Here is a 17,511-nt window from a genome sequence, read left to right on the forward strand (position 1 = left end):
GCCCGACGCGCGGGACTTGCGGCATACAGCAATGAAGTGGACGACCGTACAGGTGGCTGGAGACAAGAGAACGAAGAACCCGACCCTCAACGACGTGGCGCAAAGTGCCGGCGTGTCGCTGGCCACGGCAGCCCGCGTGCTCCGCAAATCGAACTATCCGGTAGACGAAACCCTCAAGAACAAGGTGGAAGCCGCGGCGAAATTGCTGGGCTACGTGCCCAATATGGTGGCCAGGCGCCTGCGGGGCGGCAAGCAGGGCGTGGTCGGGCTGATCATCGGGGACATGATGGACGCCCATTACGGCATTATCGCCGAGGCGGTGACCGAGCGCGCCGAAAGCGCGCACGGAAATTTCGCCATCGTCTGCAACATGCAGCGCGACCCCCTCCTCGAGATAAAATACCTGCACAGGCTGCTGGAATATCGCGTCGACGGCATCATTCTGGCCGGCGGCGGGTTCGACCAATGGACGCATCATCAGGCCCTGACCGAAGCCATTGAAGAACTCAAACGCACCGGAACCGCCGTTGCGTCACTGATGCCGAGGGGACTCGAAGTCCCCATATTCTCTGCGGATAATGAGGCAATCGGCATGACGGTCGCCAAATTCATCGTCGAAAACGGACATTCCAAGATCGGCATCCTGCTTGGGCCGGCCCGCAACGAAATGACCAAGCTGCGCATGCAGGCCCTGACGAGCCACCTTTCCGGATGCGCGGTCGACTACGCGATCGCCAACATCGATTCGACGGCAGAGGCGGGCGCGATCGGCGCCGCGGAAATGCTGGCGCGCAACCCCGATTTCAGCGCCTTGATCTGCGGATCTGACGCCATCGCCTTCGGCGCGGTAAACCATCTCCGCGCCGAGGGAATCGACATTCCCGGACGCATATCGGTGATGGGCCTGGGCAATACCCGCCTGGCAACGCTGAGCTCGCCCCGACTGACCACCGTCGAGATGAATTTCGCCCAGGCGGGTAACGCGGCGCTGGATTTCATCATGTCGGAGGACGCTGCGTCGGGGCAATCGCCCGGCGAGATCATCCCACATTCCCTGGTCATCGGCGACTCTTTCGCCCGCATCGAGACGCCGGCCGGACCCGGTTCGGAGAGGGCCGAAACGCCGCGCGCCACCGACTGAGAGCCGGGCGCCCCTTGACACCCGACGCGCCGCATCATAAACGCCAGACAACGTTGTCTACGATCTTCAGAGCCAACATGACCCACGCACGATCCGCCGGCCCCGCACTGCCATCACCCAAAGCCATTGCGGTGGTGGGAGCATCCGACATTGCCGGGGGCAACTACTACGGCGCCCGCATCCTCGCCAACCTGGTGGAGGGCGGAACGAGCGCCCGGGTCTTCCCGGTAAACCCCCGGCTTGTAGGGACGCAGTTATACGATCGACCGGTCTTCGGGTCTCTCGGCGCCCTTCCCGAGGTGCCCGATCTCGTCTTCATCGTCACGCCGGCCAAATTCGTCCTTGATACGCTGGAAGAAGCAGCGACGCTCGGCGTCGCCAGTTGCGTGGTCGTCTCGGCGGAGGCTGGCAATGACGAGGAGCGCCGCGCATTCCGCGATCGGATCGCCCAGCTTGCCAAGTCATCGGGCATGCGGATCATCGGGCCCAATTCGATGGGGCTGATGAATGGGCAGTTGAGCCTCAATGGAAGTTTCGCCTCCGGCACGGCCAGCGGCAAGGTACCCGCCGGCACCATGGCCTGCCTGTCGCAAAGCGGGGCCACCTTGTCGGCCATGCTGCAGTGGTTCGGCGAATCGTCCGTCGGCTTTTCCTGGCTGATCAGCACGGGCGACGAGAGTGCCACCCGGACCGAAGACCTGCTTCAGGCGATGGCGGACGATCCGGACGTGCAGTCCATCATGCTGTTCCTGGAAGGCGTTGCCGATGGCATCGCCTTCAGAAAAGCAGCCCTGAACGCGCGGCTTGCCGGCAAGCCGGTCATCCTGCTTCAGGTCGGGAAGTCCGCCAAGGGCCGGGAGGCTGTCGCCTCCCATACCGGGCGCGTTGCGGGGACACGCGAGGTCTTCACCGGCGTCGCGCGCGAAACCGGCATCATCGAGACGGAAAGTTTCGTGGAATTCTTCGGCACGGCCAAGGCGCTGTCGCAACACCCGCACAGGCGCGATGGCCTTGGGCGTGGCCGGCGGGCAGCCATGCTGACCGTTTCGGGCGGCGCCGCATCTTTGGGCGCCGACCAGATCTATGCGATCGGCTGGGAGCTGCCGGAATTCTCGCCGGTCGGCCTCGAGGCGCTTGAGGCCGCGACCGGGCAGCATGGGCTGCGCAACCCGGCCGATATCGGCGGCGTCTGGCGCGATCCGGAGAAAATCTCCCGCGCCATGTCCGCCCTGGCACAGGAAGCCGATATCGACACACTCTTCATCTCCCTGGGCGCGGGGGGCGTGTTCGGCGAGGCCGTGGGGCAGGCAATCGTGGCAGCGGCTGCCGACATCACGCAGGACGTCTTCGTCGCCTGGGTCGGCATGTCGGACAGCGTTTCCCGCATTCTCGATCAAGGCGGCATTCCGGCATTCGCCGACCTGCCGTTGGCGGTAAGGGCGGCCGAGGCGTGCGCACAGTTCAGCATGGACCAGGAGCGGGTGCAGGAGGCGACAGACCTGAGCGCCGCATTGTCCCGCCCCCTGGGCGATATCGCCATGAACCGCAGCGACGCGACCGGCCTGTGGACCGTCACCGAAACGCTGGAAGAGCTGAGACAGGCCGGCCTGCCCTGCGCGGATTTCGCGGTCGTCGCGGGTCTCGACGCCGAACAGGTTGCCGCGCAGGCCGCCGAAATCGGTTTTCCGATCGTGCTCAAGCTCAGCTCGTCCGACCTGAATCACAAATCGGACGATGGCGGCGTCGCCGTGGGGCTGCGGGATGCGGCGGCGGTTGCCGATGCGGTTGCCAAATTCACGGACATCGCCAATCGCAAGCGGCTCCGCAACGTCTCGGTCCTGATCCAGCGCATGGAGCGCGGGGCAGAAATCCTGGTCGGCATCAAGCGGGATGCCTCGTTCGGCCCCGTGCTGGTGGTCGGGCTGGGCGGCACCCTGGCGGAACTCCATGGCGAGGTCGCCGCGACGGCATTGCCGACGACACCAGCCGTGCTGAATGCGCTGCTGGAGCGGAACGATCGATTGAAGCTGATTCTTGCCGGCTACCGCGGTCAACCGGCGGCGGACCGCGATTCCCTGGTGTCGTTCCTGACGAAATTTTCGGAATGGGCGCTCAACCAGGGCCCCAGGCTGCAGGAGGTCGACCTGAACCCGGTCATGATATCGGGCGGTCGCATCTCCATCGTCGATGCCCGCGCCATCTGGAACTGAAGCGCTCAAAACAAGGAGGGACACTGTGCTCGGTGGAAGCCATACGGCCTCGATAACGGGGGTCGGCAACACGAAATACAGCAAGAAGGCGGATCGATCGGCGGGCCTGCTCGCGATCGACGCCGTGGTGAGCGCGGCGAAGGATGCGGGCATCGACCCGCAAGAGATCGACGGCCTGATCCCCTATCCGGGGCATATCGGCGACGACGTCCTGCAGGCCGAGCTCGATCTCAAGCCACGGTTCAGGACCACTGTGGACATGGGCGGGTGCAGCGCCGTTTCGGCGCTGCGGATCGCTTCGCACGCCGTGGCGAGCGGGGCGGCCAGACACGTATTGCTCTTCCGGGGCCTCAAGGGGAGTTCCGGGTTGCGGAAGGCGGATCGCCCTTCATTTCTGCCGGGACAGCCGTTCAGGCGTCATCTTGAGCATGTGCATGGGTTGAACACGCCCGCCCAGCGCTACGCCCTGCTCTGCCAGCGCTACAAGCACGAGTATGGCCTCGACCGCCGCACGCTTGGCGAGATCGCGCTGGCCGCCCGCGCTCACGCCAACCTCAATCCGGATGCCCAGATGTATGGGCGGGACCTGACCATGGATGAGTACCTGGCCGGGCGCCTTATCTCGGACCCCTATACCCTGTTCGATTGTTGCCTCGAGACAGACGGCGCGAGCGCGGTCATCGTCTCGAAGCGCAACGAGGCGCGCGATATCCGCATCCTGTCGGTGGCCGAGGCGCAGGGCGTATCGCCCGACGACATCTCCAACCGGGAGCCCTTCCTCGATATCGGCCTCACCCAGGCCGCCAGCGATGTCTGGAATGAATTGGGGGTTGGCCCCGATGATATCGACGCGGCCATGATCTACGATTGTTTCACATTCGAAGTGCTGCATCAGCTTGAGGAAGCCGGCTTCGCCGGCCATGGCCAGGGCGCTGCCCTGATCGCCGATGGTGGCATTCGCCTGGGCGGCAAGCTGCCCGTCAATACCCATGGCGGCATGCTTTCGGAGGGCCATCAGGCCGGGCTTAACCACGTGATCGAAGCCGTGCGTCAGCTCCGCAGCGAATGCGGGCCGCGGCAAGTGGCGGATGCCAGGCTGATTGCCGTTTCGGGATGGGGGCAATTGGGCGACGGCAGTTTCGCCGTTCTTGGAGGGCAAAATGTTTGAACCGGAACTGATCCCGCTGCCGGACCTGTCGGACCCCAACTTCGTTCCCTTCTGGGAAGGCACCAGAGAGCACCAGCTCAGAATCCAGCAATGCGAAGACTGCGGCACGCACCGCTGGCCGCCGCGGACCACCTGTCGTCACTGCCGGTCGACCGCGGTGACATGGGTGCAGGTCGAGCCCAAAGGCCACGTCTATTCCTATACGATTGTCGGGCGTCCGACGACCAAGGGCTATGCCAACACGCCCTATGCTGTCGCCATCGTGGCGCTCGATACGCCGTCCAATGTCCGGATCATCGGTTCGGTTACCGGCATCGAGCCATCGCAACTGGTAATCGGCATGGCGCTGGAAGGCAGGTTCGTGCCGATCGGTCCGAACGGGGAAATAACGCTGATGCAGTGGGCGCCGGCAGGCACGCCGGCCTAGGCTACGGGAGAGGTATCAGATGGACGGACTGGTCTACAGCAAGGTCGAGGATCGCGGGCATATCCGGATCGTGACCATCAACCGGCCGGAGGTCGTCAACGCGCTCAACCGCGAGGCCAGCCACGAGCTGGAGGCGGTGTGGAACGACTTCGCCGCCAATGACGATCTGTGGGTGGGCATCATCACCGGCGCGGGCGACCGGGCATTTTCCGCTGGCAACGATCTCAAGGCCCAGGCCGCCGGCAAGCGCGGACCGCGGCCCCATACCGGGTTCGGCGGCCTGGCGATGCGTTTCGATCTGAACAAGCCCATCATCGCCGCCGTCAACGGGTTGGCGCTGGGGGGCGGGTTCGAACTGGCGCTGGCCTGCGACCTCATCATCGCCTCCGAAAACGCCTATTTCGGCCTGCCCGAAGGCAAGGTCGGAATGATCGCCTCGGGTGGCGGGGTGCAGCGGCTGCCGCGCATCATTCCGCAGAAAGAGGCGCTGGGCATCATTCTGACGGGCCGCCGCGTCACCGCCGAAGAGGGACGGCGGCTGGGCTTCGTCAACGAGGTCGTGCCTGTATCCAAGGCGCTCGACGCTGCCTTGGCCTGGGCCGACCTGATCCTCGAGCAGGCGCCGATTGCCGTTCGCGCCGCCAAGGAGGCCGTCTATGCCTCGATGGACAAGCCCACCCTGGAGGAGGCGATCAGGGCAAGCTATCCCATCCACTCGACCCTGCCCGACACCGAAGACTTCCTGGAAGGGCCCCGCGCCTTCGCGGAAAAACGCAAGCCGATCTGGAAGAACCGCTGATAGGCGCGGCCGGCACGGCCTCACCCCGTCCACCGCGCGGCTCCTCCCCCTTGACGGGGAGGTTGGGAGGGGGTGGCGGTTGGCCCGGATATCGGGGCTAAACATCCACCACCCTTGATCCCTCCCCGCAAGGGGGAGGGAGACGATTGAAGCATTCCGTCGCGCCGGTTTGATCGCCTACCGGCCTTCGGCCTTGTCGCGCACGCGGTTGTGGATTTCTTCGGCTTCCGGGCTCATTTCGTTGGCGAAGTCGCTCATTTCGAAGACCGGGCGGATTTCGATCTCGCTTTTGCCCATCATCGGGTTGGGGCAGCGTTTGACCCAGGCGACGGCTTCGTCCATGTCGCGCACCTCCCAGATCCAATAGCCCGAGACCAGTTCCTTGGTTTCGGCGAAGGGTCCGTCCACCACCATGCGGCTGGCGCCATCGAAGGCGACGCGCTTGGCCGCCGATGACGGCTTGAGGCCATCGCCGCCCAGCATGATGCCGGCATCGACCAGTTCCTCATTGTATTTGCCCATCTGCTCCAGCAGTTCGGTCGACGGCATGATGCTCGCCTCGCTGTTCGCCGTGGCCTTTACGAAAACGATCACGCGCATGGTCTGCTCCTGTGTTGGCGGCCCGAATCGGGCCCTGTAATACCGCGACGAACGAGGCCGGCCGATTTCGACACGAAAACTGCCCCACTCCCGCCACGGCCGCAAATCACCTATATGGTCAACGAACGCCGCGAGTGATCCAAGCCTTGACCGAACAATTTCTCATCGAGCGCCCGACTTTCGACCCGGCGACGGGGAAGGCCAGCTTTGGCTATCGCCTGGCGGGCCTGCATTTCGTCGAAACCCTCGGCCTGCCGGCCGGCGCGGATGCTGCCGCCGCCGCGAGTCCTGCCTTTGCCAAGCTGCTGGACCTGACGGCGGTCGTGCTGGGCGTGAGCTATTTCAAGCTGCGGGCGCCGTTCGAGATCGTCGCACCGGCCATTCCGCTGACCGATGCCGAGCGCGCCTTTGCCATCGACGTCTACGAAAACGGGCTGGGCGAATTCTATGCCCGCAACAACCTGATGCGGTTCGGCAAGCTGTCCATCACGGCTGCCGAGGATGCGGGCGAGGCCATACCTCCCCCGACGCTGCCCAACCGCACGCTGCTGCCCATTGGCGGCGGCAAGGATTCGCTGGTCAGCGTCGATCTGCTGGCCCATGCCGGAGTGGACTGCACCCCCTTCGCGGTCAATCCCAAGGGGCCGATCCTGACCTCGGTCGACAAGATCGGCACGCCGCCGGTCTATGTCACCCGTACGCTCGACGCCGAGATGATCCGGCTGGGCAAGGAGCCGGGCTTCTACAATGGCCATGTGCCGTCCACGGCGATCAATTCGATGATCGCGGCGCTCTGCGCCCTGCTCTATGGCTATAACCAGATCGTGCTCAGCAATGAGCGGTCAGCCAGCGAGGGCAATGTTACCTTCGACGGGCGCGAGACCAATCACCAATATTCCAAGTCGCTGGGCTTCGAGCTGCTGATCGCCTCGATCCTCGGCGACGCCACTGGCGGCGCGTTGAAATATTTCTCGCTGCTGCGGCCCTATTCGGAGGCGCGGATCGCCTCGCTATTCACACACGACAGCAAGTTCGACCGCGTATTTTCGAGCTGCAACCGTAACTTCCGCCTGACGGGGAATGACGGACCGCTATGGTGTGGGGAATGCCCCAAGTGCCACTTCGTCTTCCTGATCTTCGCGCCCTTCATGGCCAAGGATCGGCTACTGTCCATCTTCGGCAAGAACCTGCTCGACACCGCGGCCAACGAAGGCTCATTCCGTGAACTGGCAGGACTGGCCGGCCAGAAGCCGTGGGAATGCGTCGGGGAAATCCTTGAGGCCGCGGCCTGCCTCTATACGCTGACCCGCCACGCCGACTGGCACGAGGATGCGGTGGTGCGGGCGGTGAAGGCCGACCTGCTGGCGCAATATGGCGAGCCCAAGCTGCAACTGGCCATGGCCGAATGCCTGACCGACAGCCACGACCACCATATTCCCCCGGCCCTCGCCGCCAAGGTGGCCGCCTATGCGGTTTGAGGAGCCGGTTTTGCTTTATGGCGCCGGCCGCGAGGCGATCTCGACCCGCGCCTTCCTCAAGGCGCGCCAGCCCGAGCTGAAAGTCTTTGTCACCGTCGACAGCGGCGCCGCCGATATTGCCGAAACCGAAATCATCGCCCCGGCCGACCTGTCCGAAGCGATCCGCGCGCATCGCTTTGGACTGATCGTCAAGAGCCCCGGCGTGTCGCGCTACAAGGACATCTTCGGCATTGCCCGCGATGCCGGCATTCCGGTGACCTCCAATATCAACCTGTGGGGCGCCGTCTATCGCACCGGGCGCACCGTCATCGCCATCACCGGCACCAAGGGCAAATCGACCACCGCGACGCTGGTCCACCTGATGCTATCGAGATCGGGCATCGATGCCGGGCTCGCCGGCAATGTGGGCCTGGCCCCGCTGGAAATCGCCGACCGCCACCAGGTGGTGATCTTCGAACTCTCCAGCTACCAGACATCGGACATGAACTTCCTGCCCGATATCGCAGCAGTGACCAACCTCTATCCCGAACATGTCGACTGGCATGGCACGGTGGAGCGATACTACCAGGACAAGCTGCATCTGATCGATCGCGACGGCGGCTTTCCGGTGGCCCTGGGCACCGCGGCCAAAGGCAGTGGCCTGGTGACGCAGGCGGTGCGCGACCATCGCAGGCTGATCCGCGACCTGACGCGGGACGAAGCCGGCGCCGTCGACAAGGCGGTGGCGACGTCACGACTCAAGGGCGCGCACAATCTCGACAATGCCCACCTCGCGGCCCAGATCGCGCTGGCGGCGGGTGGCACGCTTGAGGGCGTGGTGCGCGGCATTGCCGGTTTCGTGCCCCTGCCCCACCGGCTGGAAGAGCATCGCGTCGGCGGCATGCTCTTCGTCAACGATTCGATCTCGACCACGCCCGAAGCCACCAAGGCGGCCCTGGCTGCCTATGCCGGCCAGCGGCTGGCGCTGATCGGCGGGGGCCATGAGCGCCAGCAGGACTATGCCGAGCTGGCGGGCCTGCTGGCGGGCTATGGTGTGACCACGCTCGCCTGCCTGCCGGTGACCGGGGCGCGGCTGGCTTCGGCCACCCGCAGCGCCGCGCCGCAACTGACTATCGTCGAGGCACCGGACCTCGAAACGGCCATGCAGGCACTATACGGACATCGCGATGCCTTTGATGCGGTGATCCTGTCGCCCGGCGCGCCGAGCTACAACCAGTTCAAGAATTTCGAGGAACGCGGCCGCCGCTTCGTCGAGCTGGCCAGGGCCATCTTTGCTTCGGAGGGCGCATGAACGGCGCCGCCTACCTGGCCATCGCCATTGTCGGCGAGGTGATCGCCACCTCGTTCCTGCGCGCCTCGGCGGGGTTCACCCAGCTGGTGCCCTCAGTCGTGGTGGTGGTGGGCTATTGCGTCACCTTCTACTTCTTCTCGCTGGCCCTGCAGACCATTCCGGTGGGCATCGGCTACGCCATCTGGTCGGGCGTCGGCATCATCCTGGTCTCGGTCATCGCCTATTTCGCCTATGGCCAGACGCTGGACCTGCCGGCACTGATCGGCATCGGCCTGATCCTGGCCGGCGTGCTGGTGATCAACCTGTTCTCGCAGTCACCAGCGCATTAGGGTTTCCGCTAGAATGAGCGGATCAGTGCGGTTGGCGGCACGCCGGCCTGCACCAGGGCGTCGCGGATGGAATCCATCAGCCCGTCGTCGCTGATCCGTTCGCGCAGCCGGGGCAGCACGCCCTTGGCGCGAAATGCGGCTGCGTCGAGCACCTGTGGCAGGTAGCGGTTGACGACGCCGCTCTCACCCGAGCGCTGCGCCGCCATGATCGCCAGGATCGGCCCCAGTTCACGATCGGCCTGGGCATAGAGTTCGGCATAGTCGATGGCCTTGGCGAAATCGCCATCGCGCAAGGCCAGCAAAGCCGGCACGCCTTCGTACCAGGCCGGCGGATTGGGCGAGCCCCTCGCCGCGTCGAGCGCCATGGCCTCGGCCTCGTTCAGACTGCCGCCGAACGCCAATAGCCGCGCATAGGCGGCCAGCGCGTCGACGCTGGCCGGATTGAGTTGCACCGACGAGCTGAAATCGGCACGGGCCAGCGCCGGCTGGCCCTCCGCCTCATGCAGGCGCCCCTGCTGTTCCCAGACGAAACCGCTGATCGGATCGAGCCCGATGGCCCGTTCGAGATTGGCGGAGGCCAGGCGGAACCGGCCGGCAGGCGCATCGCCGCCGCCTTCCGCACCGCCCTGTTCGGCCAGCAGGCTTGCCGTGGCGGCCAGCGCCGCGGCGCTGTCCCTGTCGGCCTCGGGCAGCGCCCGATAACAGGCATCGGCCCGCGCCGCCTCGCTGGCGCTGCCGGTTTCGCGATAAAGATCGAACAAGACCCGGCAGAGATAGAGATTGATCTGTCCGTCAAGCGGCGCCGTCGAAGCCAGGAATTGCCGCGCCGCGACATGCAGCGGGCCACGCGGACTGCCCAGCACCAGGCTCAACGATTTCGACACCCTGTCGAGCACATCGGGCCCCATCGCCTCGCTGGTCGGCACGGCAATGGTATGGCTCCAGACCACGGCACCGGAGACGCTGTTGGTCAGGATAACGCTATATTGCACAGCCGGGCCATCGGGCCGGACGATGCCGGTCAGCACGAAATCGCTGGTCGGCAGGCCGGCCACCGCGACATTGGCTTCCCCACCGCCGCCATAGCGCACGCCGATGCTGCCGAACTGCTCGAGATCGGTGACCAGTTCGATGGCAAGGCCCGCCACCTGAGGCGTCATGGCCGTGGCCAGGTTCTGGAACTCGACAATGGTGATGGTGGGCCGCTGCAAGGCACCGGTCTGGCTGAGTCCATTGGGCCGCCAGGCGGTCATCGCATAGGCCGCCATGGCCAGCCCCAGGGCAATCGTCGCCAGGATGAACCAGGACGCGCCAAAGCTCCAGGCGCCCGGCCGTGCCGGCTCTCCCCCCGGCGCATCCGGCCCGGCCTCGACCTGTCCGGGCTCGGGTGCCGCGGCAAATTCGGGAACGTAACGGCCGACGGGCAGGTGAATCTGCATCACCTCGCCCATGCCCGGCCCGCGATAATAATCATCCAGCAGGGCGCGTAACCTGCGGGCCTGCACCCGTACGATGGGATCGGCCTGAGGATCGAAATCGGCCGTACGACCAAACACATCCACGGCGATGGAATAGGCCTTGATGGACTGTTCGCTCCCCTCCAGCGTCCGCTGCACGATATAGCCGAGGAAGCGGCCGAGCTGGGGAGAGCGCGCGATTTCCGGCCACGCGAGCAGCCGCTCGAGCGCAGTCAGGATCGCCTCACGCTGCGGCGCAGGATCGGTCAACCGCACCTCCCAAACCGGATCGATTGTGACGATTTACATGTAAAACACAAGGGCGTGTTACATCGACTTTACCTGACTTTGCCTATGCCGAAGGCAGCGATTGGATCATACGCCGGTTGTCGACGTTCAATACGCGACACTTTTTCGGCTCGGTTAGGCCCCGACCGAAGCTCTTGACCACCTAGTTTCGAACAGTAAACGCCCGCCGCCCGTCGCGGTGTGCAGGCGAGTGTTTCCTTTTTTGGCTTGTTCCGTCCCCAGCCGGAACAACGGGGTGCGCATTTGAACGATTATGTGGAAAACATGCCATTCGTGGCGCTTGTCGACGACGACCAGCACTCGGCGCACCTGCTGACGCGCATGCTGCTCGCCCATGGCTCGCCCGATATCCAGTGGTATGGCGGCGCTGCCGACGGAAGGCTGATGCTGGCCAATGTGCTGGCCAACCCGACCGCCAACTGGCCCGGCCTGCTGATCGTGGATCTAAAGGCCCATAGCGGGGCCAATCTCGAATTCGTAGCGTCCATCCAGTCGCTGGCCCGCCAGAAAGGCGTGCCGGTAGTGGTGATGACCCAGCCGCTGGACCGCGCGGGCCGCGATGCCCTGCACGAGGCCGGCGCCTCCGCCGTGTTTTTCCGCCATGCCGAACTCGACGCCTACCGGCGCGAAGCGGCGGGCATCGTCAGTTTCTGGGCGCGTAGTCAGCGCCTCGATGCGGTTGGCATGTAGCTCCTGCGTCCACAGGTTGCATGCCTCGGCCGGGAGGGGCGCTGCATGACGGTTTGCGGACCGATCCTGCATTCCCAAGCGTCCCTCCGGCCACTCCATCCCTCCCCGGCCCGCTTGCACCGCGGCTGAGGAGGGCGTCCGCCCTACTCCAAGGGGGCGGCGCATGGGCGCGGTCGCGACACCTCCCGGTCGCGTCCGCACGGGGGGAGAAGCAGATCGGCAGCGCGCTCGTCCCTCAGCGCCGATACCGAAGACTTCTGCTTCTCCCCGCGGCCCACCGCGATATGCCCTATTCCACCTCTTTGTCGTCTTCGCCCCGGATGACGTTGTGCGCCAGCGCCCGCAGGGCGGCCAGGACGACCACCGCCAGCAGTGCCGCGCCGAACGCGATGAGATAGTAGCCAAGCGATGTGGCGACGCCGACAGCCCCGGCCAGCCACATGCCGGCGCCGGTGGTTATCCCCTGCACATTGCCACCGCTCTTGAAGATTGCCCCGGCACCAAGAAAGGCGATGCCCGCCGTCACTGCCTCGACGGCGCGGATCGGATCGGCCTTGGCACCGTCGGGGCCGATCGTGTGAAATATCTCGAAGGCGAGAATGGTGAACAGGGCCGCCGCCACCGAAACCAGGATATGGGTGCGCAACCCGGCCTCGGCCGTGCTCCATTCGCGCTCGAAGCCGATCATGGCGCCGAGCACGGCGGCGATGAGCAGCCGGATGGCGATGATGTGCTGGGGCAGATAAGTCTGGACGAAGCCGAATTCGTTGCCGACATCCATGCGGGAAGTGTCCGGGCTGGTGACGCTGGATCACAACCCGGAGCGTGCCGCATGGTTCCGTGGCGCGCGGACGCTAGCCTGCCACCGCGTCAAGGTGGCGGTGGCGCAGATAGAAATAGAGCGGCATGGCCAGCACCAGCCCGACAAACGAGGCAGCCGGCAATACCACCCACCAGTGCGGCACGCCATGCCGGCGCGCGTCCAGAAAGGACCACACCCAGAAAATGCCGATCGACATCAGCAGATCGGCCGCAAACCCGCCGGCAGCGCCATTCACAAACAACGCCCGCACGAATGCCGGAATATCGGGGCCATGCACGGCGAAGAACGACCCGAAGAATGCCCAGGCGACAACGGCGCCGGCAATGGCGACGAACAGATAGGCTCGCTTCACGACCGCCTCCAGAACTCCCTGCCCCCAGCAGATGGGCGATTCTCGGCCGACGCGCTAGACAGTCTTGAGCCAACCGCCATCGACGAAATAGGTGCTGCCGGTGGAATAGCTCGCTCTGTCCGAGCACATGAAGACGAAGAAATTCGCCAGTTCCTCGGGGGTGGCGAAGCGCTTCATGCCGCCGGCCTCGTCGGCCACGCCCTGCAGATGGGCCTGCCAGCCGTCTTCGCCGGCAATCTGTTTGGCCGTCTTGATCCAGTCGGGCGTCAGCACCAGCCCGGGATTGATGGTGTTGACGCGGATATTGTCTCCCACGACCTCGTTGGCCAGCGTCTTGGAAAACATCATCAGCGCCGCCTTGGTGGTATTGTAGATCGGCTCGTACCACAGCGGCTGCACCGCGCAGATCGAGGCATTGTGCAGCACGACGCCACCACCGCGCTGCCTCATGCCCGGCACCAGCCCGCGCGCCAGGCGCACCGCGGCCATCACATGCAGATCCCAGTAATATTGCCACTTGGCGTCGTCGGCTTCGGCAATGGTCTCGTTGGAGCCGGTGCCGGCATTGTTGATGAGGATATCGGCGCCGCCAAAGGCCTTGGCCACGCCCGAGATAACAGCATCGCAGCCATCCGCCGTGGCCACATCGGCCGCGACGGCAGTGGTGATGATGCCGTGCTTTTCGGCCAGGCGCGCCGCTTCGTCATCGCCGCGCTGCCTGTTGCGACCGACCAGCACGAGATTGGCGCCCTCGGCCGCCAACCCCTCGGCCACCGCCAGCCCGATACCCACCGTGCCGCCGGTGATGACGGCGACCTTGTCGCGCAGATTCAAGTCCATGTCGTTTCTCCGTGCCACGCCCTCGTGGTTCGAGGCTCGCGAAGGGCTCGCACCTCACCATGAGGGCTACTGGAATATCGCGCCAGGAGTAGCCCTCATGGTGAGGTGCGCTTCTTCAGCGCCTCGAACCACGAGGGCGTGGCACCCCTACCCCCCAACCCTGATCTGCAGCTTCACATCGCTCGGCCGCGCCTCCACCGCGCGCTCGAAGGCCTTCTTGGAATCCGCGAAGGCGAACGTTTCCGAGATCAGCGGCCTCAGGTCCACCTTGCCCGAGGCGATCAGCGCGATGGCGCGGTCATACTGGTGGGCATAGCGGAACACACTCTCGATCCGCAGTTCCTTGATCGAGGCCCCGGCAATGTCCAGCGTCGTCGGTTCGACCGGCAGGCCGACGATGACGATGGCACCGCCCGGCCGCGGCAGGTCGGTAATCGTCTTCCAGGCCTGTGGCGAACCGGAACATTCGAACACCAGGTCGACGCCCCAGCCCTCGGTGAGGCGGCCGACTTCCTCGACGATGTTCTTTTCGCGAATATTGACCGGGATAATCCCCTGGTATTGCGCGGCGATGTCGAGCTTGGGCTGCGCCAGGTCGGCCACGATGACCCGCGCGCAGCCGCCGGCCAGCGCGGCAAGCGCGACCATGGTGCCGATGGGGCCGGCGCCCAGCACCAGCGCCGTATCGCCGGGCGTGATCCTGGCCTTGGCCGCCGCCTGCATGCCGACTGCGAAGGGCTCCACCATCGCGCCTTCGGCAAAGCTCACATTGTCGGGCAGCTTGAACGTGTAGTTGGCCGGATGCACCACGTCGGGCGTCAGAACGCCATGGACCGGCGGCGTGGCCCAGAAGCTGACGGCCGGATCGACATTGTACATGCCCAGCCGGCTGGCCCGCGAATTCGGGTCGGGAATGCCCGGCTCCATGCAGACGCGGTCGCCCACCTTGAGATGGGCCACCCCGGCGCCGACCTCGCTCACCGTACCGGCTGCCTCGTGCCCCAGGACCATGGGCGCCTCGACCACGAAGGGCCCGATCCGGCCATGAGTGTAGTAATGAACGTCCGAACCGCACACGCCCACGGTATGAATGGCGATCCTGACCATGCCCGGCCCCACATCGAGCGGCAGGTCGATATCCCGCAGGGCCAGCTCATGCTGGCGTTCAAGAACGAGGGCGCGGACTTTGGTCATGGCGATTCCATGGGCTGAAAGCAGATGCCGGGCTGGCACCTAGACAGGCTAGCGCACCGCGCCACGGCAATCCACGGCCCACTTGGTAACCAGTCCGCAATTTCACCTACGGTATGGTCGGCCTCCGTTAAGCTCAAACCGGTCGTCTGATGCAGCCCAAGACCTCGACACTCGAACGCTGGCAATTCTCCGCCGCCGTTCTGCTGCCTGTCGTTCTGGCGCTGGTCATCACGGCCGCGGCGGTGCTGGGCTTTATCTTCTGGTCCACGGCCAATATCGACGAACGCGCGCTCGAGCGGCAAAGCGCCATGTTCGAGCAGGTCATCGAGGCGCGCCGCATCCGGCTGGAGCACGAACTGGCCAGCGTCGCCATACGCGACGACACCGTGGTCAACACCAGGCTGATGTTCAACGTCAACTGGGTCCACCGCAACCTGGGCAGGTGGATGCACGAATTCTTCGGCCACGACCGGGTCGTGGTGCTCGATGCCCTCGCCCAGCCGCTCTATATGATGGAAGACGGCGTTTCGGTGGAGCCGCAGGCCTATCGCCGCATTTCGAGCCCGGTGCAGCAATTGGTCAATCGCGTGCGCGCGGCGGTGCCGGCCTCGATCGTCCCCGGCGGCCCGCCCAGGCCGGTTTCGGTTTCCGACTTCGCCGTGGTCGAGGGCGTGCCCGCCATTGTCAGCGTCATGACCATCGTCTCCGATACCGGCGCGGTGGTGCAGCCCGCCGGCACCGAGCCGCTGATCGCCGCGGTGCAATTCCTCAATGACCGTACGGCCAGCCAGTTCAACAACGAATATATGTTCGAGGACGGCCATTTCGGCCTCGCCCGTAGCGTCGGACCCGAACGGGCAACCCATCCCATTCTCAATGCCGCCGGCCGCTTCATCGCCTTCTTCGACTGGGAGCGCGATCGCCCCGGCCTGATGATGCTGCGCCAGACCGGCCCGGCTCTGGCCGCGGCCTTCGCGGTGGCCGCCATCCTGGTCTTCCTGCTGCTGCGCCAACTGCGCCGCTCCTCGGCCGCGCTCGAAGCGGGCCGCCGCCATGCCGAACATCAGGCCGCGCACGATCGGCTGACCGGACTGCCCAACCGCATGAGTTTTGACGTCCACCTCGCAAGGGTGCTGACCGACCGCCAGGACACCGGCCTGCAATTGTCGCTGCTGATGCTCGATCTCGACCGCTTCAAGCAGGTCAATGATACACTCGGCCACCAGGCGGGCGACGAGCTGATCTGTGCCGTCGGCCAGCGCATCCGCGCCGTTGTCGGACCCGGTGTGATGATCGCCCGCCTCGGCGGTGACGAATTCGCCATTCTCGCCGTGTCGCGCGATGGGTGCCAGGACGTGGCCACCATGGCCACCGCAATCATCGACGCCATCGGCCGCTCTTTTGACCTCAACCACTTCAAGGCTCATGTCGGCGTCAGCATCGGCATCGTCAACGCCTCGGGCGGCAATGCCGAGCCACGCGAACTGGTGCGCAAGGCCGATATCGCGCTCTACGAGGCCAAGGCCGGCGGCCGTAACCGCGCCGTGGTCTACGAAGAGCATATGAACGAGCTGCTGCAGCTCCAGCATACCATCGAGGGCGAACTGCGCGAGGCGCTGCTGCGCGACGACCAGCTTTCGGTGGCTTTCCAGCCGCTGATCGACCAGGCCAGCCGCAAGGTCATCGGCGCTGAGGCGCTGGCGCGCTGGCACCACCCCAAATATGGCCAAATCTCGCCGGCCCGCTTCATTCCGGTCGCCGAGAATACCGGCCTGATCGAAGCCCTGGGCGAGTTCGTGCTCCGCCGCGCCTGCGAATTGGGGGCCGGAGCGCCGGGCCGCACCATCGCCGTCAATATCTCGCCCACCCAGTTGCGCAATCCGCGCTTTTCGGTGCAGGTCTTCGACATCCTGCACCAGACCGGCATGCGCCCGGTGGACCTGGAGCTCGAGATCACCGAATCCATCCTGCTCGACGACGAGCATGTCTCGGCGCAGAACCTGCGCACGTTCCGCGCCGCGGGCATTCATATCGCGCTCGACGATTTCGGCACCGGCTATTCCTCGCTGAGCTACCTCAAGCGCTATCCGGTGGACCGCATCAAGATCGACCGCTCCTTCGTCAGCCAGTTGAGCGAAGGCCATGTCTCGGTCGCCATCACCCAGGCCATCGTCACCCTGGCCCATGCCATGGAAATCGAGGTAACGGCCGAGGGCGTCGAGACCGAGGCGCAGGCCGTCATCCTGGGGCGGCTGGGCTGCAACACCCTGCAGGGCTTCCTGTTTTCGGGCGGCGTGGCCGGCGAGCGCATCACCGCCATCTTCACCGACAAGGCCAACAGTCCCGAACGCCGCCGCCGCACCAAGGCGGCGTGACAAGGCTTCGAGCGCTGGCGTCAGCCAA

At 65.3% G+C, this 17,511-nt stretch carries 16 protein-coding genes; 10 read left to right on the top strand and 6 right to left on the bottom strand.

Annotated features, from left to right (window positions below):
- Positions 1-31: 31 nt before the first annotated feature.
- The 5 genes from ASD80_RS05385 to ASD80_RS05405 all read left to right on the top strand — a co-directional run bounded on the left by ASD80_RS05385 (position 32) and on the right by ASD80_RS05405 (position 5,745).
- Positions 32-1,141 (top strand): LacI family DNA-binding transcriptional regulator, encoded by a 1,110-nt coding sequence (locus tag ASD80_RS05385; protein ID WP_056230025.1) that lies wholly within the window; start codon positions 32-34, stop codon positions 1,139-1,141.
- A 77-nt stretch (positions 1,142-1,218) separates the two neighbouring features.
- Positions 1,219-3,351, top strand: coding sequence for an acetate--CoA ligase family protein (locus ASD80_RS05390; RefSeq protein ID WP_082555077.1), 2,133 nt, complete (start codon positions 1,219-1,221; stop codon positions 3,349-3,351).
- A gap of 25 nt (positions 3,352-3,376) precedes the next feature.
- The gene (locus ASD80_RS05395; RefSeq protein ID WP_056230031.1) at positions 3,377-4,519 is read left to right on the top strand and encodes a thiolase family protein; all 1,143 of its coding nucleotides are present in this window, start codon (positions 3,377-3,379) and stop codon (positions 4,517-4,519) included.
- Positions 4,512-4,946, top strand: a complete 435-nt coding sequence (locus ASD80_RS05400; protein WP_056230033.1) for a Zn-ribbon domain-containing OB-fold protein — start codon at positions 4,512-4,514, stop codon at positions 4,944-4,946. The genes ASD80_RS05395 and ASD80_RS05400 overlap by 8 nt, the downstream gene beginning before the upstream one ends.
- A 19-nt stretch (positions 4,947-4,965) precedes the next feature.
- Positions 4,966-5,745, top strand: a complete 780-nt coding sequence (locus ASD80_RS05405; RefSeq protein ID WP_056230036.1) for an enoyl-CoA hydratase-related protein — start codon at positions 4,966-4,968, stop codon at positions 5,743-5,745.
- 177 nt (positions 5,746-5,922) lie between these two features.
- On the opposite strand, the gene ASD80_RS05410 is transcribed toward ASD80_RS05405, so the two are convergent.
- A complete protein-coding gene (locus ASD80_RS05410; protein ID WP_056230039.1) occupies positions 5,923-6,345 on the bottom strand; it encodes a YciI family protein in 423 nt (140 codons plus the stop codon).
- Positions 6,346-6,491: 146 nt separating this feature from the next.
- Here ASD80_RS05410 and ASD80_RS05415 point away from each other — a divergent pair, with 146 nt between their 5' ends.
- The 3 genes from ASD80_RS05415 to ASD80_RS05425 are packed head-to-tail and all read left to right on the top strand — an operon-like array spanning position 6,492 to position 9,443.
- On the top strand, positions 6,492-7,823 hold the full coding sequence (locus ASD80_RS05415; RefSeq protein WP_156460336.1) for an endonuclease domain-containing protein: 1,332 nt from the start codon (positions 6,492-6,494) through the stop codon (positions 7,821-7,823).
- A complete protein-coding gene (gene murD / locus ASD80_RS05420) occupies positions 7,813-9,114 on the top strand; it encodes a UDP-N-acetylmuramoyl-L-alanine--D-glutamate ligase (RefSeq protein ID WP_056230044.1) in 1,302 nt (433 codons plus the stop codon). The genes ASD80_RS05415 and murD overlap by 11 nt, the downstream gene beginning before the upstream one ends.
- Positions 9,111-9,443, top strand: coding sequence for an SMR family transporter (locus ASD80_RS05425; protein WP_056230048.1), 333 nt, complete (start codon positions 9,111-9,113; stop codon positions 9,441-9,443). Before murD ends, ASD80_RS05425 begins: the two co-directional genes overlap by 4 nt.
- An 8-nt stretch (positions 9,444-9,451) precedes the next feature.
- Here ASD80_RS05425 and ASD80_RS05430 read toward each other — a convergent pair whose 3' ends face one another.
- The gene (locus ASD80_RS05430; RefSeq protein ID WP_056230051.1) at positions 9,452-11,170 is read right to left on the bottom strand and encodes a hypothetical protein; all 1,719 of its coding nucleotides are present in this window, start codon (positions 11,168-11,170) and stop codon (positions 9,452-9,454) included.
- Positions 11,171-11,452: 282 nt separating this feature from the next.
- Here ASD80_RS05430 and ASD80_RS05435 point away from each other — a divergent pair, with 282 nt between their 5' ends.
- Positions 11,453-11,899 (top strand): response regulator, encoded by a 447-nt coding sequence (locus ASD80_RS05435; RefSeq protein ID WP_056230054.1) that lies wholly within the window; start codon positions 11,453-11,455, stop codon positions 11,897-11,899.
- A 289-nt stretch (positions 11,900-12,188) separates the two neighbouring features.
- On the opposite strand, the gene ASD80_RS05440 is transcribed toward ASD80_RS05435, so the two are convergent.
- From ASD80_RS05440 to ASD80_RS05455, 4 genes are all read right to left on the bottom strand, one after another.
- A complete protein-coding gene (locus tag ASD80_RS05440) occupies positions 12,189-12,680 on the bottom strand; it encodes an MgtC/SapB family protein (protein WP_082555078.1) in 492 nt (163 codons plus the stop codon).
- Between the two features lie 73 nt (positions 12,681-12,753).
- Positions 12,754-13,074 carry a DUF2834 domain-containing protein gene (locus ASD80_RS05445; protein WP_082555079.1) on the bottom strand — a complete coding sequence of 107 codons (321 nt, stop codon included), beginning with the start codon at positions 13,072-13,074 and terminating at the stop codon, positions 12,754-12,756.
- 54 nt (positions 13,075-13,128) lie between these two features.
- Positions 13,129-13,914 carry an SDR family NAD(P)-dependent oxidoreductase gene (locus ASD80_RS05450; RefSeq protein WP_056230058.1) on the bottom strand — a complete coding sequence of 262 codons (786 nt, stop codon included), beginning with the start codon at positions 13,912-13,914 and terminating at the stop codon, positions 13,129-13,131.
- A 147-nt stretch (positions 13,915-14,061) separates the two neighbouring features.
- Positions 14,062-15,108 carry an NAD(P)-dependent alcohol dehydrogenase gene (locus ASD80_RS05455; RefSeq protein WP_056230062.1) on the bottom strand — a complete coding sequence of 349 codons (1,047 nt, stop codon included), beginning with the start codon at positions 15,106-15,108 and terminating at the stop codon, positions 14,062-14,064.
- A gap of 149 nt (positions 15,109-15,257) precedes the next feature.
- Between ASD80_RS05455 and ASD80_RS05460 the strand changes: the two genes are divergently transcribed.
- Positions 15,258-17,483: a putative bifunctional diguanylate cyclase/phosphodiesterase gene (locus tag ASD80_RS05460; protein ID WP_056230064.1), complete on the top strand. Its 2,226-nt coding sequence runs from the start codon at positions 15,258-15,260 to the stop codon at positions 17,481-17,483.
- The last annotated feature ends 28 nt before the right edge of the window (positions 17,484-17,511 follow it).

The sequence above is a fragment of the Devosia sp. Root635 genome (assembly GCF_001427605.1).
In the GTDB taxonomy this organism is placed as follows: domain Bacteria; phylum Pseudomonadota; class Alphaproteobacteria; order Rhizobiales; family Devosiaceae; genus Devosia.